Genomic DNA, 20,641 nt, shown 5'->3' with positions numbered 1-20,641 from the left:
GCGCGTCGGCGGTCGATGCTTGCTGTTCTGCTTGCCGGGCAGGCGATGGCGTCGATCGACGGCTCGATCGTCTCCGTGGCGGCTGAGACCATTCGTCGCGGTCTGGACGCGAACGACGCCGAGATCCAGTTGGTCGTATCGAGCTACCTGCTGACCACCGGCGTACTGTTCGTCACCTGCGCGCGGATCGGGGACGTCATCGGTCACCGGCGTGCGTTCCTGATCGGGCTGAGTTGGTTCACCGCGGCCTCGGTGCTGTGCGGGATCTCGGTCAGTCCGTCGATGCTGATCGTGTGCCGGATCGCGCAAGCGGTCGGGGCGGCCTTGCTGACACCACAGGTCTTCTCGCTCATCCACCTGCAGTGGGAGGGTGCCGAGCGTCGGAAGGCGATCGGCCTCTACAGCATGGTGCTCGCGTTGGGAGTCGCGCTCGGCCAGGTGTGCGGTGGGCTCGTTGCTGGTGCCGACCTGTTCGGGCTGTCCTGGCGGCCGGTGTTTCTGGTCAACGGCCCGATCGGTGTGATCGTGCTCGCCGTCGGGGCGCGGTACCTGCCGAGCTCGCGTTCCCGAGAGCCTGCTCACCTGGATCTCGGCGGGGTGGCGCTGCTGACCGCGGCCATGACGGCGATCACGCTCCCGCTCATCTTCGGCGGATCCCACGGCTGGCCGGCCTGGGTGTGGATCATGCTGGCGGGCGGAGGTCTCCTGCTCGCGCTCTTCGTACGTCACGAGACCAGGTCACTGCATCCCGTACTCGACCTCGCCGCGTTGAAGCCGCGGGAGCTCCAACTGGGATTGGTTGCCTGCTGCATCGTTATGGGCTGCTACACCGTCCTGTTGCTGACGCTGACCCTGCATCTACAGTCCCACCTCGGCTACACCCCGCTGCAGGCCGGGTTGGCCTTCGTCCCGTACGCCATCGGCTTCGGCGTACTGAGCCTCACCTGGAGCGCCTGTCCGCGCTGGGTGCAACGCGCCCTGCCGATCGCCGGCCCACTGGTGTACGCGACCGGGATGCTCCTCCTGGTGCTCGCCTATCGCGAGGAATGGCACCCGATCGGCGCCACAGCCCTCCTGCTCCTCGCCGGTGCCGGGCACGCCGCCGGCTACAGCCCACTGATCGCGCAGATCACCTCGCGCGTCGAACCACGACTCGCCTCGGCAATCTCCGCACTGAACTCCACCGGCCCCGTACTCGCCGAGGTCGTAGCGGTCGCGGGCCTCGGCAGCCTCTACTTCGCCGCCCCAACCTCCGCCACCGGCCTCCTCCGACTGGCCGCCGCAGTCACCGCACTACTAGTCCTCGCAGCAACCTGCGCAACCGCCGCCATCCACATCCACATCCACCAAGGCGGCAGCGGTCAGGGGTCTGCTGTTCCCAGGTAAACGGGTACCTGTTTGGAGCCGGATCGGCGAGCGATGGTGGGCACATGACAGACACCATCGATCCGAAGAACTGGTTCATCACGGGTACCTCGCGCGGCTTCGGCCGGGCGTTCGCGCAGGCGGCTCTGGACCGCGGCGACCGTGTCGCGGCAACTGCCCGAAATGTCAGCGCGCTCGCTGACCTGGCCGCTGCGTTCCCCGAGACGCTCGTTCCGCTCGCTCTCGACGTGACAGACGCGGACGCCGCTCGATCCGCGGTGGCCGACGCAGAAGACCGCCTCGGCCGACTCGACGTGGTCGTCAACAACGCCGGCTACGGACACTTCGGTGCGGTCGAGGAGGTCACCGACGCCGAACTACGCGACCAACTCGAAGCCAATCTGTTCGGCGCACTGCACGTCACGCAGGCTGCCCTTCCGGGCATGCGCGAACGCGGTCACGGCCACATCGTCCAGGTGTCCTCGATCGGAGGCATCGGTGCGTTCGCGAATCTTGGTGCGTACCACGCGTCGAAGTGGGCCCTCGAGGCGCTCAGCGAGTCGCTCGCGGTAGAAGTCGCCCGGTTCGGCATCGCGGTCACGCTCGTCGAACCCGGCGGCTACGCCACCGATTGGTCGGGAGCCTCGGCGCGGCACAGCAACCCACTCGGCGCGTACGACCCGATGCGCGCCGAGGCCGCGGCCCGCCGTAGCGCGCAGGCGCCCGGCGATCCGACCGCGGCGGCGCAGGCGCTGCTCGAGATCGTCGATGCCGACAAACCGCCCCTGCGGGTCCTGTTCGGCGCGCAGGCACCCGGCATCGTCCGCAGCATCTACGAACGCCGACTCACCGAATGGGACGCCTGGTCCGAACTCTCAGCCCGCGCGCACGCCTCGGTCACCAACTGACCCGGCCGCGCCGACCGAGAGCTCAGCCGTCGTGAGCCATGTCCACGAACCGCGAATAGTGCCCCTGGAACGCCACCACTACATCCGCCGTCGGCCCGTTCCGGTGCTTGGCCACAATGAAGTCCGCCTCCCCCGGCCGAGTCGACTCCCGCTCATACGCATCCTCCCGATGCAACAGCAGTACGACGTCCGCGTCCTGTTCCAGGCTGCCGGATTCGCGGAGGTCGGAGGCCATGGGGCGTTTGTCGGAGCGTTGTTCGGAGCCTCGGTTCAGCTGGCAGATGGCGACTACCGGGAGCTCGAGCTCTTTGGCGAGGAGCTTGATGGAGCGGGAGAACTCGGAGACCTCGAGCTGGCGGGACTCGACCTTCTTGCCGGACGTCATCAGCTGCAGGTAGTCGATGATGATCAGCTTCAGGTCGTGGCGCTGTTTGAGGCGGCGGGCCTTGGCGCGGATCTCCATCATCGTCAGGTTCGGCGAGTCGTCGATGAACAGCGGGGCCTCGGAGACCTCGCCCATCTTGCGGGCCAGCCGGGCCCAGTCCTCGTCGGTCATCTTGCCGTTGCGCATGTGGTGCAGCGGCACCTTCGCCTCGGCCGAGAGCAGTCGCATGGTGATCTCGTTGCGGCTCATCTCCAGCGAGAAGATGCACGAGGTCAGGCCGTGCTTGATCGAGCAGGAGCGGGCGAAGTCCAGGCCCAGGGTGGAGTTGTGGGTCGGGATCATGGTCTTGCCGGCCAGGTACAGATGGTCGGCGTTGTCGACCTCGACGCAGCGCACCGGCACGCTGTCCACCGGGTCGACCCACTCGAGCCGCCGCTCCCCCTCGCCGGTCAGCGCGGCCGGGTAGCCGTGCCCGGCGATCTGCCGCGGCTCCGATCCGGGGATCGACGGTGTCAGCCCAGGACTCGCCGACATCGCCGTGAACAGATCGGCGGTCGTGCAGATCACCGGGCGGCCGCCGTCCTCGACCCGCCACTGGTGCTCGGCGTCGGCGACGATCGCGCTGCCGTCGGAGAACGACAGCCGGAAGCACGGCCGGTCCACCAGCACCTCGGTCGCCGCGACCACCGTCGTCGGCAGCCCCTCGGCGTCGAGCAACTGGTCGCCGACCGCGACCTCGGCCATCGTGGTCCAGCCGCTCGGCGTCGGCAGCGGCGTGTCGAGCGCCAGCGCCTTACCCATCGCGGGCCGGGCGGCGACGATGATCATCTGGCCCGGGTGCAGTCCGTTGGTCAGCTCGTCCAGGTCGGTGAACCCGGTCGGCACGCCGACCATCGCGTCACCGCGGGAGTCGATCGCCTCGATCTCGTCGAGGGTGCCCTCCATGATGTCCTTCAGCGGGGCGTAGTCCTCGGCGGTGCGCTTCTCGGTGACCGAGTAGATCTCCGCCTGCGCCTCGTCGACGACGTCGTCGACCTCGCCCTCACCCGCATACCCCAACTGGACGATCTTGGTGCCGGCCTCGACCAGGCGGCGGAGGATCGCCTTCTCCCGGACGATGTGCGAGTAGTAGCTCGCGTTCGCCGCGAGCGGGACCGCGGCGACCAGGGTGTGGACGTACGGCGCGCCGCCGATCCGGGTCATCTCGCCGCGCTTGTTGAGCTCGGCCGCGACCGTGATCGCGTCGGCCGGCTCGCCGCGCGCATACAGGTCCGTGATCGCGTCGAAGACGACCTCGTGCGCCGGACGGTAGAAGTCCGTGCCGCGCAGGTTCTCGATCACGTCGGCGATCGCATCCTTGCTCAGCATCATCGCGCCGAGCACGCACTGCTCGGCCGCCAGATCCTGAGGTGGGGTGCGGTCGAAGCCCATCGCCGGACTGCGCTCTTCGTGGCCGCCGTCCTGGCCCCCGCGGAACTCCGCCACGCTCACTTCGCCCGACCTCCTCGCCAGCACTGCCGATCATCGGTGCCGGATTCGAACACCTGATCGAACCATAGCCAGCCCCGCGGACAATTTCTGTTCGGCGGACGGCATCGGCCTCGCGACCGTACGCCGGTCCTGTCGCCCAAAGCCACCTGGTCATCCACAGGGGGTGGGGATGAGCTGTGGGTAACTCGGCGAAGTGCTGTGCACAGGTTGGGAACAAGCCTGTGGACAGCTGCCGAAAAACTGTCCACAAATGCGCTCTGACCTGCGGTTTCTCCAGTACACAACTGTGGAGAAGAAAAACTTGGGAAGGTTCTTCCGGAGTCCGGGACGGACCAGGTTTTCCACAGGGTGCGTCAGGCACAATAACGGTCATGCCCCTGACGCTTGTGCTCACCCGGTGAGGCGGCGGCTGTTCGGCGATCAGGACCGGGAGATCCTGCGGCTCGCGGTCCCGGCCTTCTTCGCGCTGGTGTCCGAACCGCTGATGCTGCTCGCCGACTCGGCGATCGTCGGCCACCTCGGTACGCCGCAGCTCGCCGCCCTCGGCGTCGCCGGGACGATCCTGCAGACCCTGGTCGGGATCTGCGTGTTCCTTGCCTACGGCACCACCTCCGCCGTCGCCCGGCGGATCGGGGCCGGGGACCACAAGGGCGCGCTGGCGCAGGGCATCGACGGCCTCTGGCTCGCGCTGCTGCTCGGGGTCGTACTGGCTCTGCTCGGGCTGGCGCTGGCGCCACAGGCGATCGGGGCGTTCGATCCGTCCCAGGAGGTCGCCGACCACGCGGTGACGTACCTGCGGATCTCCTGCTTCGGCATCCCGTCGATGTTGCTCCTGCTCGCCGCCACCGGCGTACTGCGGGGGCTGCAGGACACCAAGACCCCGATGGTCGTCGCGATCACGGCCAACCTCGCGAACATCGGGCTGAACGTCCTGCTCGTCTACGGCCTGCACCTGAACATCGCCGGCTCCGCCCTCGGGACCGCGCTCGCGCAGACCGGCGCCGGGATCGCGCTGGTCGTCGTCGTGGTCCGTGGCGCCCGCCGCGACGGCGCCAAGCTCCGGCCGGACCGCCCTGGCATCCTTGCGTCGGCGCAGATGGGCGTACCGCTGATCGTCCGGACGCTCACGCTCCGGGCCGCGATCATCCTGCTCACGTTCGTCGCGACCGCACTCGGTACGACGTCCGTCGCCGCGCATCAGGTCGCGTTCACGCTGTGGTCGTTCCTCGCGCTCGCCCTGGACGCGATCGCGATCGCCGCGCAGGCGCTCACCGGCCGCGCGCTGGGCGCCGGCGACGTCGCGGGGACGCGGGCGATCACCCGCCGGATGATGTGGTGGGGCCTGTTCTCCGGGCTGATCGGCGGGCTCGCGCTGTGGGGCCTGCGGGACGTCTACGTCCCGTGGTTCACCACGGATCCCGAGGTCCGTCGTACGCTCGCCGCCATCCTGATCGTCTCGGCCCTGTGGCAGCCGGTGAACGGCGTCGTGTTCGTACTGGACGGCGTCCTGATCGGCGCCGGAGACGGCCGGTACCTGGCGGTGGCCGGGGTAGTGGCGCTCGCACTGTACGTGCCGCTGGCGCTGGCGGTGCTGTGGCTCGGTGGCGGGATCGTGGCGCTGTGGTGGGCGTTCGGCGGCTACATGCTGCTGCGGTTCCTCACGCTGACGCTGCGGGAGCGCCGCGACGGGTGGCTGGTCACGGGCGCTACCCGCTGACCCCGGCGTACGGCATCTTGGAGCGGACGAAAGGAAGCGGCATGCCCGACACCCACGACGACCCGTCCGTCGAGCTCGACCTGGTACAGCGGGAGCAGGGCGACGACGACTCCGAGGGCGCGCGTGAGCGGCGTGCCGCCAAGGCTCGCGCCGAGGCTCACCAGAACCCGACCCGCGACCTCGACGACGAGGCCCGTAAACACCTCGAAGAGACGGACGAGCAGGTCCACCTGGACGAGGAGGAGACGGCCGCGCGAAACGAGGAACTCGAGCTCGCCACCAAGGACCAGCAGACGCTCGAGGAGCATCGTCTCCGCGGGGAGGATCTGGCCACCGTGGAAGCCAACGAGGCGATGCGGCTCGCGTACGTCGACGAGCAGCTGAGCGCGACGCATCGGCAGTTCGCCACGAACGACACGCAGCGTGAGATCGCCGACCGCGCCCACGGACGGCATGAACGGGACGAGGCGGCCGCCCATCCCGACGAGCCCGGTTCGGCCGAGCTCGACGCCCGGGGCCGGCGGATGGAGAACCTCGCCACCATCGAGGGCCGCAACGCCCGTGCCGAGGACCGGATCGCCGATGGGTACGACGACTCGGCGCAGGAGCACCGCGAAGAGGCCCGCGACGCCCAGCCGCACGCGTCCGAGGCGGTCCGCAACCCGCCGGAGGAAGCACCCGAGGCGCAGCCTCCCCAGGAACGCCTGCACGTCCGTGGCCACGCCCAGGTCCGGGACAAGCAAGGCAAGGCCCTCAAGCCGAACCCGAGCCGCGCCGGCACCCCCGACCTGAACATCGACAGGCGCCGGGAACGTAACTAGGGCTGCAGCTTCTGGACGTGGATGATCGCCAGGTTCGCGGCGACCACGACGACGAACACGAGGCCGAGCAGCGGGTGCCCCAGGCTCCACAGGGCGGCACCCGCCAGGCCGAACACGAGGACCTTCACGGTCCAGCGGTGGACGGACGTACCGTGCGACGCCTTCGGCGCTGCGAACAGGCCCCACAGTACGGCGGCCAGCAGCGGCAACCCGACGGCGAGCAGCCAGCGCATCGCGGTCGTACCGCCGGTGTCCCAGCCCCAGCGCGCGAAGATGCCCAGGGCAAGGATCTCGACGAGGAACGCGAGCAGCAGATTAGCTGCCTTCCACACCTCAGACGCCGCGGATGTTCGGCTGCCGCTGGTCGAAGAACAGGCCGGCCGGCGGCTCCTGGACCGGGAGCGGCGGGATCGGGTAGTCGGTGTGCTGGTTGTTCCGGCAGGCCGCGAACGGGCCGTCCGGGTCGAGCAGCGCCATCATGTGCGGGTCCGCGTGGTCGCGCCACCAGACCGACATCCCGGTCGCGGGGTCGAGCCGGAGGTGCTCCCAGGCCCGCCAGATCGAGTCCAGCCGGCTGAGCGCCTCCGCGTGCCGGTACCACTCCGGGCACCAGACGAACTGCTGCCCGAGCCGCCGCGTGTAGAGGTAGATCAGCCGGTCTTCCACGAACTCGGCGACGTGCGGGTAGAAGAGCTCCTGCTCACCATCCACCGCTGCTGCCTCCCTCGTTCTGCTCCCAGATCGGCTTCTCCGGGCCACGTTGCTGGATCGCCGGCTGCTGCGAGGCCACCCACGGGTTGTTGCTCATCGGGGCGTTCATCGCCGCACCTGGATCGTACTTCTGCAGGGACGCCTTGACCGCACCGGCGTCCGGACGGGTGAACCACGGGACGGTCTTCACCATCGTGGCCGGGTTACCCGACGAGAGCACGACCGCGCGACCGGGCGGCATCGCGGCGAGCTCGGAGACTTCGAGGATGTTGTGCCGCTGGACCTGCTGGCTGGTGCCACGCTTGCCCTCGTTGTACGACGCCGAGTTGGACTGGATGTCGTAGTCGCCGACCATCTTGCTCAGCCGCTCGAGGAAGTTCGTGTCGGCGCCGCCACCGCCGTACACGCGGATGTTGGCCGAGCCCCAGAGCTTCTCCATGCCGTGGTCGCCCCAGCACTCCTGGCCCTGCGCCCAGGACTGCAGGATCGTCATCAGCACGATGCCGCGGGAACCGAAGTGCGAGTACAGGTCGGGGAGGTTCTTCCACCGGCAGACGTTCGCGGCCTCGTCCAGGACGCCGACGAGCGGCTTCGGCATCCGGCCGAGTGCGCAGCCGCGCGCGAACTGCTCGGCCGCCTCGACGACGGCGACAGTGAGCGCGGTGACCAGCGGACCCGCCGTACCGGCGCCCTCCTTGGAGAGGCTGTAGAGCGTGCCGCCCTGGCGGACGAACTCGTGCGGGTTGAACTGCGGACGGTTGTCGTTCGGGCCGTTCGGGATCACCCAGCGGGTGACCTTGCGGTTGATCAGGAACTGGGCGCTCTGCTGCGCCGTACCGTAAACACCGGCGCGCTGCTTGTCCGGCGCATTGATGACACCGGCGAGCCCGTCCGCGGACATCTGCAGGCCCGGGGTGTTGCGCAGGATCCGCTCCGGCTCGTCGTTGCGCTGGTCGGCGAGCCAGCTGTACACCTGCGTGATCGGGCGCTTCGCCACCGCGGCGGCGAGCAGCAGGCCGGCGAGCAGGTCGGTACCGGCGGCGTCGAAGAACGCGTCGGTCTGGGCGCCGACCGTACGCTGCGAGGCGACGAAATGTTCCGCGAGCTCGCGCGCCTTGGTCTCGTCGGTGATGTAGGTCAGCGGGTTCCACCACCAGTTCGGCGGCTCCTCGCAGACCTCCTGCGGATCGAACACCCACAGCGGGCCCTTCTCGGAACGCGGCCCGCGGGTGGCGTCGACGATGTCGCGCTTGTTCGAGGTGGCGACGACGCAGCCCGGGGCGTCCAGGATCGCCGGCACCGCCCGGGAGGTGGTCTTACCGGTACGGGGACCCCAGATGTCGACGTGCATGTCTTCCCAGTTGCCGAAGACCTCGAGGTTGTCGGTCACCGTGCGGCCGATCAGGATGCCCGGGCCGGCCTCGGCGATGCCCAACTGGTTCGCCTTCGCCTGCGCACCCTCACGGGTGAGCTTGTAGATCTCCGACCGCTTCGCCATCAGCGACGCCTGCCGGTCGACCCGGCCGACCGACTGCTGCTTGTTCCGGATCAGCCACCAGGCGCCGCCGGCCAGGCCGAGCAGCACCACGACCTCGATCACCAGGACGCCGGTGGCGGCCCCGGACCAGTGCAGCTCGCCCTTGGCGAGATCGACGATCGCACCGAACGGGTTCCCGGCCGGATGCGTTCCGTTGATCGCGGAGGCGACCTTCAGCGCGATCCACAGCGTGCAGACCACCAGCGCAACGGCACCGACAAGGACGAAGATGAAGATTGCCTCGGGTGATACCGAGCCCGGTCCGGTGCTCTTCTTGCCCTGGGCCATTTACTCGTCAACTCCCGTTCTGGCGACCACGCGGGTGGTCGGGTCGGGGGGCGGCAGCATCGCCGGGTCGTCCAGGCTGTACTCGCCGACGACGGCCTCGCTGCCGTCCGGCGCGATCTCGACCTTCTGCGGCTTGCCGTCCTCGCTGGTCGTCCACAGCTTGTTGGTGTCGTTGATCTCCCGCTCGACCGAGGTCAGGCCGACGTGCACCGGGATGCCCGGGCGGCCACCGACCTTGACCAGGAAGTTTCCCCGGCCGGGAGGCGCCGCCTCCTTGCCGGTGGCCGGGTCCCAGGCCGGCGGGTCCTGCCAGCCGACGAGCATGTTCTGCTCCTCCTGCGACATCGACACGACCTCGGTCAGGTTCTCCATCTCGGCGCGCGGCAGGCCGCCACAGATGACCATGCCGGAACGCTCGACGAAACCCTTCGCCTTCATCCGGTCCTCGGGGTTCGGCAGTGCGAGCAGGTCGGACATGGTGTGCGAGATCATCGCCATCCCGACACCACGCTGCCGGTTCAGACGGGTCAGCGCGTCGACCCGGTCGACCAGGCCGCTGCCGGCCCGCAGTACCCGCCACAGCTCGTCGAGGATGACGAAGTAGTGCCGCCGCGGTTCCAGGCCGGCGTCGGCCAGCGCCTGCGAGACCGCAACCGCGCCGAACCCGTACGACCAGCAGGCCAGCAGTACGGCGGCCTGCAGGCTGGTCTCGGAGTCGTCGACGTTCGACACGTCGAAGACCACCGGACGGTCCATCTGGATCGGGTTGTCGGTCTGCTCGGAGAAGATCTCACCCAGCCGGCCACCGCCGACCAGACCGATCAGCGACGCCTCCAGGCCTTCGGTGATCTGCCGGTAGCGGTCCAGACTGCCGCGGTCCAGGGCCACGTTGCGGACCCGGTCCGGGGCGTCCTGGATGACCTGCAGCAGGTCGCGGAGCACCGGCGTACCTTGGAAGCGCTCGTCGAGCACCTTGAGCGCCTCGTCGAGGATGGTCTCCTCGCGGTCGTTCGGGTTCTGGCTACGCATGATGGCGATCAGCGCGGAGACCATCGTCTGCCGGCGGCCGTGCGCGTCGGCCTGGATCGCCTCCCGGGCCTTGCCGGTGAGCCGCAGCGCGGCCTCGCGGGACTCGCCCGGGTCCAGTACGTTCAGGTGGCCGCGGCCACGGCCGAGCTGGATGACCTGGCCGCCGAGGGCCTCGATCAGGTCCTTGTAGTCCGGCTTGAGGTCGCCGAGCACCAGCGGCTGGACGCCGTACCCGGCCAGGCCGAGCGCCATCCGCCGGGTGATCGTCGACTTGCCCAGACCCGGCTTGCCGAGCACGAACATCGACGGGTTCGAGATCAGCTTGGCCCGCATGAACCAGCTGATCGGGTCGCAGCACATGGTCGCGCCGGAGAGGATGTTCCGGCCGATCGGTACGCCGACCATCGGGCTGCCGGTGCCGGCCGAGAACGGCCACATCCCGCAGACCTGCACCGTCGTACCGCGCCACTCCTGCGGAGCCTGCAGGTACGTCGAGTAGCCGCCGCCCGCGCCGGGCCAGCCGCGCGGCATCGGCCGCCGGCCCCTCCTGCTCGGGTCGACGGGCTTCTTCTGCTTCTTCTTCTTGTCGCTCACTGTGACTCCCCAGACGCCACTGCGCTGAACCCAATCATAGGGATTCCCGCAGTCCGGCGGGCACTGCGAGGTGGCTCGACACCACGACGCCGAGCGGCAGCGCGGCGACGAACGCGGAGTCCTGCGAGCCGTACGCCGGCCGCAGCAGCACGCGCGCGGTGGCGCCGAGGTTGTCGATCGCCGCCACCATGTCCGGCAGTTGCTCCGCCGACATCACGGTCCCGGTCACCACCATGCCGAAGTTCACCAGGCCGGCGCCGCGGGCCTCCTCCTGCGCGGACCGGTCCGCTGCCCGGGCCTCGGCCAGGCTGCGTGCGGACGGCCGCGCGGACGTGGTCGCGCGGAATGACGCGTTGCGCTTGTCGGCCTCCACCATCCGGGCCGCCGTACCGGCGTCCAGCGGGCGGTAGAGCAGCGTGACGCGCTTGCGGTCGATATCGGGATGTGGCCCGACAAGCTGGGACAGCACCGACGAGAACACCTCACCGCGAGGTGCCTGTGTCATCTGCCACGTCATCGACCAGGCGGAGTCGTGGCGGTACTTCTCCCAGAACGCCTGCGCGGCGGCCGGGCCGACGTCCGTCCACTGCAGCTCGGGCGGCATGCCCTGGCTGCGGGCCTCGTCGATCAGCGAGGCGGACGCCGGGTCGTACGCGATCCGGACGGCCTCGCACAGCTCCTGGGCGCTGACCGGCCGGGCAGCGCCCGCTCCGGTGGCGTTCAGGCTCTGGGTCAGCGCGGGCAGCCGGGCCGCGAGCTCCCGGCCCATGTCGTCCTCCTTGCGCCGCTTCCCGCTCCGGTCGGTGCCCTTGAAGGTCAGCGCGACCCGGGCGGAGACCAGCGCGGAGCCCTCCGGGTAGGTCTGCACGACCTCGGTGAGCATGGCGCGGGAGATCGGCGGCGAGCCGTCCATCATGTTGTTGCCGACCTCGCGGCGCAGCCGGATCCCGGTGTCCGGTGCGCTCTCCACCGTCACCGAGGCGGCGACGATGCCCGGCTCGTGGCCGAGGGACGCCAGCCACTGGCCCCAGTGCGCCACCCAGATGTCGACCTGTTCCTCGTCGACCAGCGAGGCGCCGTCGGGCTCGGCGTTGATGACGACCGTGAAGTGCCGGGTGCTCGGGTAGTAGAGCAGCGCGAACGGGCGGCCGTACGAGTCCTGGTACTCACTCAATTGGGAGGCCGAGGCGAGACCGGGAAGCTGGAACTTGCCCCAGGCGGTCCGGCCGAGCGGGCCGGAGCGGTACAGGTTGTGCTTAGCCATCTTTGCTCGTTGCCATCCAATGTAGGTCGAGAGCCGTTGCAGCGTCGACTGCCCGTGCTTGTCCTTGGTCACCAGGAGCCCGAGCACGACGCCGACGACCACCAGGGTGACGAGTGCGGCCTTGATGCCGCCGGACATCGTCGCGATGACCACCAGCAGCAGGCCACCCATCATGATGGCCGTGCCGAGCATGCCCAGGCCGGCGATGCCCGCGGAGGCGGGCTGCCGCCAGTTGCCGTAGGTGCGAGGTGCGCGTCGTACGTTCTCAGCCGCTGCCACTTGGTCCGTCCGGTTCTGGTGGTGGTGGCTGGTTGCCTCCACCGTCGTCGTTTGAGCCCTGTGCGGTGTCGGGTGTGCTGCCGCTCGGGCCGCCACCACCGCCACCGCCACCACCGCCGCCTCCACCACCGCCACCGCCGCCGCCGGCACTTTCGCCGGTCGTCTCCTCGACGCCGGTACGGGCGGCGGACTGGATGCCCTTGGCTACCGCAACGCCGACGATGATCGGTGCAGCCACCGCGGCGGCCGGGCCTGCGGCAGCAGCCGCACCACCACCGGCAGCGGCACCACCACCGGCAGCAGCTCCACCACCAGCAGCTGCGCCGCCACCAGCCCCACCGGCGGCACCGGCAGCCGCGCCGCCTTCACCACCAGCGGCCGCAGCACCTTCACCGCCACCGGCTGCGCCTTCGCCACCACTTGGGCCACTACTCGGTGCCTGTTGCTGCGCTCTGCCGACGTTCTGGGCGCCAGTCGGCCCGTCGCTCTCACCACCGGGGCTGTCCGACCCCTGCTCGGCGCTCTTGTTCGCCATGTCGCCGAGCTTGTCCATGCCGACCATCCGCGCCGCGATCATGCCGGCGCCGGCCGATCCCGCGGTGGCGGCGACCATCGGCACGATGAACCGCATCAGCGCCGGCAGTGCGAACAGCGCGAGCACCAGCATCGTGACGCCGGTGACCATGTTCATCACCGTGTTGCCGACGTCCTTGCCGCTGAACGCCAGGGGGTCGCCGTTGTTCGTGGTCAGCCGGATCGCGGTGGCGTAGACGATCGCGGCCACCGGTTTGTAGAGGATGAAGGCGAAGATCCAGGCCAGGATCTTCTTGAACCAGTTCCGGCCCATCTCGGTGTTGGTGGCGGACGCCGCGATCGGCAGCACCCCGAGCAGCAGGATCAGCATCGCGGTCCGGACCACCATCAGCACGATCTGGATCACGCCGGCGATGATGCACAGGATTCCGATGCAGATCATCAGGCCGATACCGAGCCCCGGAGCGCCGACGACCGTACCCGCGGCCGTGGCGAATCCGAGCAGCGCGATCATGGCCTTGCCGAAGTCCTCGGAGCCCTCGGGATCGACATGGCCGTAGACGTGGCACTGCCAGCCACCGACGTTGTGCACCAGCGACGACTGCGGGTCCGGGTTCTTCGCCAGCGCCGTGGTGATCAGGCAGTTCGAGAACGAGTCGCCCCAGCTGATCAGCACCTGCGCCAGGGCGATCACGAAGGCGCAGGCCACGGCCAGGGTGAGCAGCGCCTTGAGCAGCTCGCGGGCGGACTCGCCGCGTTGTGTCCAGGCCATCTGCATGCAGCCGACGATCAGGCCGACGGTGGCGATCGTGACACTGATGAACGAAGTGTGTTCCCAGACCCAGCTGACCGTCCCGCTCGCCGGGGTCCCGGCGCCGACGTTGCCGATGGTCGGTGTCTTGACGTAGATCCAGAAGGTGCCGATCGTGCTCATGATGAGCCCGACTGCTTGCGCCAACGCGTCGAGAATTGGTTGGAAAATCAATTCGATCAGCTTCCCCACTAAGCCCTTGGCTGCGTCCCCGGCGACGTTCAGGACGGCCTCGAACGCGTGCTTCATCGTGTCGACCCAGCCGAGCGGAATCATGTCATCACGTCTTCGGTGAGACGAACCGCAGGATGGCCGGCAGCGCCACGATCGCGACGATCATGAGCGTGATGCCCATCGCCATGTTCAGCGTCTCGGAGCTGCCCTTGACCGCCCCGTCCACGGGCGGCGCGCCGCCGATCAGGAGAATGGCCGTGGCGTAGATCAGTGCTGCCACCGGTTTGTAGATGATGAAGCCGACCAGCCAGCTGATTGCCCGTTTGAACCACATCATCCCCATCTCGGTGTTCGTCGCGGCCGCGGTCAGCGGCAGCATGCCGACCAGCAGCACGAGCATCCCGTACCGGACGACCATCAGGGCCAGCTGGATGATCCCCGTGATCACCATCAAGATGCCGACGAAGATGACCAGCATGAAGCCGAACGTCTCCGACGGGCCCTTGAGTGGATTGATCAGGACCGTGGTGAGCTTGTCGACGGCCGCGTCCTGGGTCACGTGACCCTGCGAGTCCCTGGGCAGCAGCGCAGCGTTGATGATCCACTTCGAGAAGCTGTCGGAGGCGCTGATCAGGGTGGCCGCGAAGGCCGCGCCGCCAGCCGACACGACCACCAGCGTGAGCAGCGACTTCAGAATGTCGCGGAGCGGTTCGCCGCGATGCGTGAACGCCATCTGCATCGCGCCCACCATCACCGCGACCCCGCCGACCACCACGACGATGAAGGACGTGTGGTCCTGGATCCAGCTGGCGGGTCCGTTGCCGTTGACACTCGGGGTGGCGAGCTCGATCCAGAGGAAGCCGAGCGCCTTGATCACACTGGCGACGGCCTCGAGGATGAGATCCCGGATCGCCTCGAAGATGTGGCCGAAGAGCTTGCCGACGAACCACTGGACGGCCTCTCCGACGTACTTCGCGACGCACTCGGGCCAGTCTCCCGGCCACCACGAACATCCGAGCGTGATCATGAGGAACCACTGAACCTTACGTAGCCGTTGAGCGAGGACAGGATGTCCGGCTCGACCGTTCCGTTGAAGCTTCCGTCATCCTGCAGCACCGCGCGCCAGTCGCCTTTGGACCACTGCATGGTGACGAGCAGTGCACCGACTCCCTGGTCACCGAGCTGGGACGCGATCTGGATGATCGCCTGTGAGCCGTCCTTCGGGTACGCGACCACCTTGAAGCCGACGAACTGCACGCTGGTGGTGTCCAGCGGCGTCTGCATGTCCGCCTTGGCCTGGGCGATCGCCCTGACCTGGCCGGGACCGGGCACCACCCGCTCCTTCAGGACGTCGAGCGCGATGGACCGGTTCTGGACCTGCCCGAGCAGGACCATGGCCGCGAGCACGGCGCCGGTCGGCGAGTGCGCGAAGCAGTACTTGACGCCGTTCGTCCGGGTCGCCGCGGGTCCGCCGGCCACCTGCAACGGGATCAGCATCGCCCCGTCGAACTGCCAGGTGACCGCCGTGGGTGCGTAGTACCGCGGAATCGCCTGGGGGGGCTTGGCGACGTGGCAGCCGCCGACGGTGTTGTTCGCCGGCGGCGGGGTGACCCGCGGGGTCGTCGACCCGGTCGGATCCGGTGTGGCGGGCGGTCCACTCGGCTCGTCGGTGGGCTGGTCAGTGGGCTCGGCCGTACGCGGTGTCTCGGTCGGCGTGGCCGCCGGGGTACCCGATCCACCACGCAGCACGAAGAACGCCACGAGACAGAGGATCAGGGCCACGACGACGATCGCCCCGGCGACGAGACCGCGCTGCTGGAGCATGCCGGTTCCGTCGCCGTCGGAGTCCTCGCCCGAGTCCGGGTCCCTGCTGAACAGTCCCACCTACGATCAACCTCCCCGGCAGGTCCGTGCGAGTCGGGCTGCCGTCACTTCAGGGTGTCGACGATCGCGGTCGCTGCACCGATCACGATGCAGGCGGCCAGCACCCAGCCGAGGCGGGCGGCGTGCTCGCCACCCTCACCGCGGCGCTGACCGATCGCCATCATGCCGCCGGCGATGATGATGCCGAGGCCGCAGACGATGTAGGCGATGTACTTGACCCAGCTGACGACCGTGTCCAGGCCGTCCGTCACCGGCTTCGGCAGATCTTCGGTCATCGGGACCAGGGTCGGCAGCTCGGTCGCCAGGTGGTGAAGCAACATCATTATGAAACGCCTTTCAGTACGGGGCGGGGTAGTCCGCTGGGTTTGACGCGCGAAGTGCGTAGATGGATTCGAGTACTTCGAAAACCTCGTCGGGGGTGTTGTCAGGCGTGGGAGCCTCCCCTCTGCGCCACTCCTCGATCCACGGGATGTCCCAGACCCTCGGAACACCCCCACCGACGATGTCGGCGAAGTCGTCGAGCACTCGGGGCAGCCGGCCCGGGGCGTCCGCGATCAGCACGAGGCCGAGCACTGCGACTCCCTGAACGACTCCCGAGGCCCACTCGATCGCGGCTCGCTGAGCGGCACGCAGTCCGGACCCGTGGGTCCGGGCAACCAGGATCACCGGTGTGGGCACCGGCGGTGGCGGGATCGGCCAACGGTGGTTGGCCGCCCGGGTCCCCGGAAGCAGGACGGACATCGTGGTCTCGCCGGCGCCACCGTGCACACCGACCCACCACAGCGTGTCCGCAGCCGGAATCGCGAATTTGGGCAGCCGTTGGTCCTCCGCGGGCGCCGGCACCCCGTGCTGCGGGGCGGACGGCCCCCGCGGGGTGATGTCCGGCTGAGGTCCGGGACCCGGTGACGCCTCCTGCTGCGGACCCGGGTTCTGCTCTCGTGTCCACGGGTTCTGCGTCATGGCCCCTCCTCTCGCTGTCCGTCACAGGCTGTCGCCCACCGTATTCTCTCGCTTTCCGGGTGTACTTTCGTGACCCATCCACAGGCGAGGATGTTTCTACCCCCTTGTCGGGGTCAGTCGAGCCGCCGGGCCCGCGTGGTTTCTGCGTGCCCGGAATCCCTGGCATGCCTCGTGCGGGGGACATGCTAGAACGAGGACGTCGGAACCGGATGAGCGAGGGAGATCTGTGGCGCGAATGAGAGGTCACTGTGGCTGAGAAGATCCCTTCCTGGCCAAAGGTCACGATTCGGCTTTACGACGACCACAACGCCGAGGTGAAGATTGCCGGGCGTAGTCACCCGCTCAACCACACCGACCCGCGACAGGCTGCGATCCAGCTGGTCGCGGAGCGCGCGGCCCAGCTGGGACGCCCGGTCAAGGTCACCGCAGTCGAGTCCGACGGCGCCTCCTGGCCGCTGGTCGTGCACCCGGACGGGCAGGTCGACGGCATCGACACCGACGCCGGCAAGAAGAAGCCGATCTGGCCGATCGTCCTGGCCATGGCCGTGGCCGTCGTGCTGCTCGGCGGGACACTGCTCTATCTGACGGTCTTCAGCAAGCTCGGCGACCACAAGCCGGTGGCGACCGTCTCGCCGAAGCTGCCCTCGCTTCCAGGGCCGGACGTGCACGATGACGACTTCCCCCCGAAGACGCAGCCGCCGGGCTACACCGCCCATGCCAGCTGGACCGTCGACATCGCTCCGGACAGCACGCCGGCGATCCGGCCGGACGGTACCGAGGTCGCCGTCGTCGTGACGGACCCGGACTCGTCGAACAAGAAGAAGCTCGTCGTGTTCGACGGCAACGGCAAGGTGCTGTGGCAGGACACGATCTCGAAGGACGCCGACAATCCGGTCTACACCACGATCGACGGCAAACTGGTGCTCGCGGTCACGACCAGCGACACGCTGTACTACTGGGCCGGCGACGGCGCGCAGGCGAAGGAGATCGAGCTCCCGGACGGGGCCGATGTGCAGTTCTTCGGCAAGTCGCCGTTGATCATGCTCTCCGGCGACAACGCCGGCGCCATGGTGATCTCGGGCGGTGTTCTCAAGGCGATCCCGCAACCACCGCGGCTGTCGACGATCCTGCTCGCCGAGGGCGATCGGGCGTTGGTGTCGCGGTACGACAGTCCGATCTACTGGGCCCAGCCGGACAAGGGGCTGACCCCCTTGAAGCTGGAGAAGCCGGGTGGATCCGGGGACGTCAAGCAGGTGGTGGCGGCCAGCCCCGATTACGTCCTGGTGCTGTGGGCCCTCGCCAAGGACCCGAGCAAGGTGATCCCGGTGGTGCACTCGACCGCCAGCGGCAAGATGGTCGCGGTCTGCGAGAGCCAGCAGGGCAGCGGCGTCGACAACTGGGACTGGGTGCCGGGTCCGGACCGCAAGTCCGCCGCCTGGGGCGAGTGCCTGATCAATCTGTCCACCCGCAAGATCCACATGGTCCCCGGCTTCAAGCCGCTGTCCATGGCCGGCGGATTCCTCTACGGCACACTCGACAGCAAGACGGTCGCCCTGTCCTCGAACTGGACGCCCTACACGCTGACGGCGGTCACAAGGCCCTGGGGGATCGCCGGTACGCACGCGATCATCGTCTACGACTCGGTCCTCTACGCCTTGGACCGGAAGTGAACGCGCGGCGTCGTACGGCGCGCATCCTCACTGCTCTCGCCGCGGTCGGCGTCCTGCTGGCGCCGTCCACGCAGGCGCTGGCCGACGACAGCGAGCCGGAGCCGACCGCCTGGCCGACGGTCGACGCCGCCGGGAGCACCTCCGACCAAGCCTCGGAGCCCGAACCGGTCAAGTGGCCCGCCCCGGTCGAAAACCCAGGCTGACCTGCCAGGTCGGCCGGCCCGGTTCAGGAGCAGCCGGCGTGGGTTGCCCGTAACGTCGAAGGCCCGCGCTCCCCAGTGGGGAGCGCGGGCCTTCTGCGTACTGCGGGTGTCAGCCGGCCGCGACCTCGAGGCGGACCGTGGCGGCCACCTCCGGGTGCAGCTGGACGGCCACCTGGTGCTTGCCGGTGGTCTTGATCGGCGACGCGATCGCGATCGCGCGCTTCTCGACCAGCGGGCCGCCGGCGGCCTTGATGGCACCGGCGATGTCGGCCGGGGTGACCGAACCGAACAGCCGGCCGGTGTCGCCGGCCTTGACGTCCAGCGTCACGGAGAGCTGCTCGAGCTGGTTCTTGACCTCGCTCGCGTGCTCCTTGCCCTGGATCGCCCGGGCGTCACGCGCCCGCTTGATCGTGACGATCTGCTTCTCGGCGCCGCGGGTCCAGCCGATGGCCAGGCCACGCGGAACCAGGTAGTTACGGCCGTAGCCGTCCTTCACCTCGACGATGTCGCCGGGAGCCCCGAGGCCCTCGACCTCCTGAGACAGGATGAGCTTCATGGTCCGCGCCTCCCTCAGCGAGCGGTGCTCGTGTACGGCAGCAGGGCCACCTCACGAGCGTTCTTGATAGCGGTCGCGACATCGCGCTGGTGCTGCACGCAGTTCCCGGTCACCCGGCGGGCGCGGATCTTGCCGCGGTCCGAGATGAACTTGCGCAGCAGCGCGGTGTCCTTGTAATCGACGTACGTCGCCTTGTCCTTGCAGAAGCCGCAGACCTTCTTCTTCGGCTTCCGAATGATCTTGGCCATTGTGGTGCTCTCTTCCTTCCAGAGCCCGGCTGTCTGCCGGAATGGTCACTGACTAGTGAATTGCGGGCCGATCAGAACGGAGGCTCCTCCGTGGAGCCGCCGCCCTGGCTGGCCCAGGGGTCGTTCTGCTGGGCGGAGGACTGACCGCCGCCGCCCTGCGGGGTTGCCCAGGGGTCGTTCTGGGAGGCGCCGCCACCCTGCTGGTTGCCGCCACCCTGGTTGCCGCCGTAGCCGCCGCCCTGGTTGCCGCCACCACCTTGGTAGTTGCCACCACCTTGGTTGCCGCCACCACCGAAGCCACCGCCACCACCGCCGTCGGAGCGCGAGGTCTTGGAGATCTTCAGCGTCGCGTACCGCATGCTGGCGCCGATCTCCTCGACGTCACACTCGAAGACGGTCCGCTTGTTCCCGTCGCGGTCGTCGTAGCTGCGCGCCTTCAGACGCCCGTGCACGACGACCCGGGAACCGCGGGTCAGAGACTCGGCAACGTTCTCGGCGACCTGCCGCCACACCGCGCACGAGATGAAGAGGGTCTCCCCGTCCTTCCACTCGTTGCTCTGCCGATCCAGCGTCCGCGGGGTCGATGCGATGGTGAAATTCGCCACCGCAGCGCCCGAGGGCGTGAAACGCAGTTCCGGGTCACCCGTGAGGTTTCCGATCAGGGTGATGGGTGGTTCGCCTGCCATTGCCGTTCCTCCTGTTATCGGGTGTGGCTGTGTCTTCAGCTATCGGTAGGACTATTGGTACCGGCCGGTGCCGACAGTACCGATGGCTGCTGACGACCCCAGGGTCAGTGCTGGTCCGGCCGGATGACCTTGGTGCGCAGGATCGACTCGTTCAGCGTGAGCTGACGGTCGAGCTCCTTCACCACCGCCGGCTCGGCGGTCAGGTCGACGACGGCATAGATGCCTTCGGACTTCTTCTTCACGTCATAAGCAAGCTTGCGACGACCCCAGATGTCGAGCTTCTCGACCGTGCCACCTTCCTTGCGGACGATGTTCAGGTACTGGTCGATGGACGGCTCTACGGTGCGCTCATCGAGCTCAGGGTCGAGGATCACCATGACTTCATAACGACGCATGCGCGAACTCCACCTCCTTCGGACTTGGCGGCCACGGTCTCTCCGTGGCAGGAGGGCGATGCGGTGTGCTCCGTACCGGCACTTGCCACCGGCACCAAGCAGTGAGCCCGGTCGATGGACCGGGCCACAGC

General features: G+C 68.6%; 21 protein-coding genes. 6 read left to right on the top strand and 15 right to left on the bottom strand.

Going from position 1 to position 20,641, the window contains the following annotated elements:
- The first annotated feature begins 15 nt into the window (after positions 1–15).
- Both ACGFI6_RS10920 and ACGFI6_RS10915 read left to right on the top strand, forming a co-directional pair.
- Positions 16–1,386: an MFS transporter gene (locus ACGFI6_RS10920; RefSeq protein WP_393117185.1), complete on the top strand. Its 1,371-nt coding sequence runs from the start codon at positions 16–18 to the stop codon at positions 1,384–1,386.
- Between the two features lie 44 nt (positions 1,387–1,430).
- Positions 1,431–2,273: an oxidoreductase gene (locus ACGFI6_RS10915; protein WP_393117183.1), complete on the top strand. Its 843-nt coding sequence runs from the start codon at positions 1,431–1,433 to the stop codon at positions 2,271–2,273.
- A 22-nt stretch (positions 2,274–2,295) separates the two neighbouring features.
- On the opposite strand, the gene dnaB is transcribed toward ACGFI6_RS10915, so the two are convergent.
- Positions 2,296–4,149 carry a replicative DNA helicase gene (gene dnaB, locus ACGFI6_RS10910; protein WP_393117181.1) on the bottom strand — a complete coding sequence of 618 codons (1,854 nt, stop codon included), beginning with the start codon at positions 4,147–4,149 and terminating at the stop codon, positions 2,296–2,298.
- A gap of 397 nt (positions 4,150–4,546) precedes the next feature.
- Between dnaB and ACGFI6_RS10905 the strand changes: the two genes are divergently transcribed.
- Both ACGFI6_RS10905 and ACGFI6_RS10900 read left to right on the top strand, forming a co-directional pair.
- A complete protein-coding gene (locus ACGFI6_RS10905) occupies positions 4,547–5,866 on the top strand; it encodes an MATE family efflux transporter (RefSeq protein WP_393117179.1) in 1,320 nt (439 codons plus the stop codon).
- A gap of 41 nt (positions 5,867–5,907) precedes the next feature.
- Positions 5,908–6,687, top strand: a complete 780-nt coding sequence (locus ACGFI6_RS10900; RefSeq protein WP_393117178.1) for a hypothetical protein — start codon at positions 5,908–5,910, stop codon at positions 6,685–6,687.
- On the opposite strand, the gene ACGFI6_RS10895 is transcribed toward ACGFI6_RS10900, so the two are convergent.
- Genes ACGFI6_RS10895 through ACGFI6_RS10850 form a run of 10 tightly spaced genes read right to left on the bottom strand, consistent with a single transcriptional unit; the run spans position 6,684 to position 16,752 of the window.
- Positions 6,684–7,019, bottom strand: a complete 336-nt coding sequence (locus ACGFI6_RS10895; protein ID WP_393117176.1) for a YrdB family protein — start codon at positions 7,017–7,019, stop codon at positions 6,684–6,686. The two genes, ACGFI6_RS10900 and ACGFI6_RS10895, sit on opposite strands and share 4 nt — an antisense overlap.
- Position 7,020: 1 nt before the next feature.
- A complete protein-coding gene (locus ACGFI6_RS10890; RefSeq protein ID WP_141856453.1) occupies positions 7,021–7,398 on the bottom strand; it encodes a DUF4913 domain-containing protein in 378 nt (125 codons plus the stop codon).
- Positions 7,388–9,223, bottom strand: a complete 1,836-nt coding sequence (locus ACGFI6_RS10885; protein WP_393117174.1) for a type IV secretory system conjugative DNA transfer family protein — start codon at positions 9,221–9,223, stop codon at positions 7,388–7,390. Before ACGFI6_RS10885 ends, ACGFI6_RS10890 begins: the two co-directional genes overlap by 11 nt.
- Positions 9,224–10,846, bottom strand: coding sequence for an ATP/GTP-binding protein (locus ACGFI6_RS10880; RefSeq protein WP_393117172.1), 1,623 nt, complete (start codon positions 10,844–10,846; stop codon positions 9,224–9,226). It lies immediately after the preceding gene.
- A 34-nt stretch (positions 10,847–10,880) separates the two neighbouring features.
- Positions 10,881–12,389 (bottom strand): SCO6880 family protein, encoded by a 1,509-nt coding sequence (locus tag ACGFI6_RS10875; protein ID WP_393117170.1) that lies wholly within the window; start codon positions 12,387–12,389, stop codon positions 10,881–10,883.
- Positions 12,376–14,010 (bottom strand): hypothetical protein, encoded by a 1,635-nt coding sequence (locus tag ACGFI6_RS10870; protein ID WP_393117168.1) that lies wholly within the window; start codon positions 14,008–14,010, stop codon positions 12,376–12,378. Before ACGFI6_RS10870 ends, ACGFI6_RS10875 begins: the two co-directional genes overlap by 14 nt.
- Positions 14,011–14,014: 4 nt before the next feature.
- Positions 14,015–14,935, bottom strand: coding sequence for a hypothetical protein (locus ACGFI6_RS10865; RefSeq protein ID WP_393117166.1), 921 nt, complete (start codon positions 14,933–14,935; stop codon positions 14,015–14,017).
- Positions 14,932–15,792 (bottom strand): hypothetical protein, encoded by an 861-nt coding sequence (locus ACGFI6_RS10860; RefSeq protein ID WP_393117165.1) that lies wholly within the window; start codon positions 15,790–15,792, stop codon positions 14,932–14,934. Before ACGFI6_RS10860 ends, ACGFI6_RS10865 begins: the two co-directional genes overlap by 4 nt.
- 44 nt (positions 15,793–15,836) lie before the next feature.
- Complete coding sequence (locus tag ACGFI6_RS10855) at positions 15,837–16,115, bottom strand: TrbC/VirB2 family protein (protein WP_393117163.1); 279 nt, start codon at positions 16,113–16,115, stop codon at positions 15,837–15,839.
- 13 nt (positions 16,116–16,128) lie between these two features.
- Positions 16,129–16,752: a DUF6668 family protein gene (locus ACGFI6_RS10850; protein WP_393117161.1), complete on the bottom strand. Its 624-nt coding sequence runs from the start codon at positions 16,750–16,752 to the stop codon at positions 16,129–16,131.
- A gap of 248 nt (positions 16,753–17,000) precedes the next feature.
- Between ACGFI6_RS10850 and ACGFI6_RS10845 the strand changes: the two genes are divergently transcribed.
- Together ACGFI6_RS10845 and ACGFI6_RS10840 are read left to right on the top strand one after the other, a co-directional pair.
- Complete coding sequence (locus ACGFI6_RS10845) at positions 17,001–18,422, top strand: hypothetical protein (protein WP_393117159.1); 1,422 nt, start codon at positions 17,001–17,003, stop codon at positions 18,420–18,422.
- Entirely contained in the window at positions 18,419–18,625 is a 207-nt protein-coding gene (locus ACGFI6_RS10840; protein ID WP_393117158.1) for a hypothetical protein, read from the top strand. The genes ACGFI6_RS10845 and ACGFI6_RS10840 overlap by 4 nt, the downstream gene beginning before the upstream one ends.
- 109 nt (positions 18,626–18,734) lie before the next feature.
- Here the strand turns inward: ACGFI6_RS10840 and rplI are convergent, their stop codons facing one another.
- The 4 genes from rplI to rpsF all read right to left on the bottom strand — a co-directional run bounded on the left by rplI (position 18,735) and on the right by rpsF (position 20,510).
- Positions 18,735–19,181, bottom strand: coding sequence for a 50S ribosomal protein L9 (gene rplI, locus ACGFI6_RS10835; RefSeq protein ID WP_393117156.1), 447 nt, complete (start codon positions 19,179–19,181; stop codon positions 18,735–18,737).
- 14 nt (positions 19,182–19,195) lie between these two features.
- Positions 19,196–19,429 (bottom strand): 30S ribosomal protein S18, encoded by a 234-nt coding sequence (rpsR, locus tag ACGFI6_RS10830; protein ID WP_012924539.1) that lies wholly within the window; start codon positions 19,427–19,429, stop codon positions 19,196–19,198.
- Between the two features lie 71 nt (positions 19,430–19,500).
- On the bottom strand, positions 19,501–20,115 hold the full coding sequence (locus ACGFI6_RS10825; protein ID WP_393117154.1) for a single-stranded DNA-binding protein: 615 nt from the start codon (positions 20,113–20,115) through the stop codon (positions 19,501–19,503).
- A gap of 104 nt (positions 20,116–20,219) precedes the next feature.
- Positions 20,220–20,510: a 30S ribosomal protein S6 gene (gene rpsF / locus ACGFI6_RS10820; RefSeq protein WP_130386399.1), complete on the bottom strand. Its 291-nt coding sequence runs from the start codon at positions 20,508–20,510 to the stop codon at positions 20,220–20,222.
- Positions 20,511–20,641: the final 131 nt, after the last annotated feature.

The organism is Kribbella sp. NPDC048928, assembly GCF_043197975.1.
GTDB lineage: Bacteria > Actinomycetota > Actinomycetes > Propionibacteriales > Kribbellaceae > Kribbella.
This window is presented reverse-complemented; position numbering and strand designations above follow the sequence as displayed.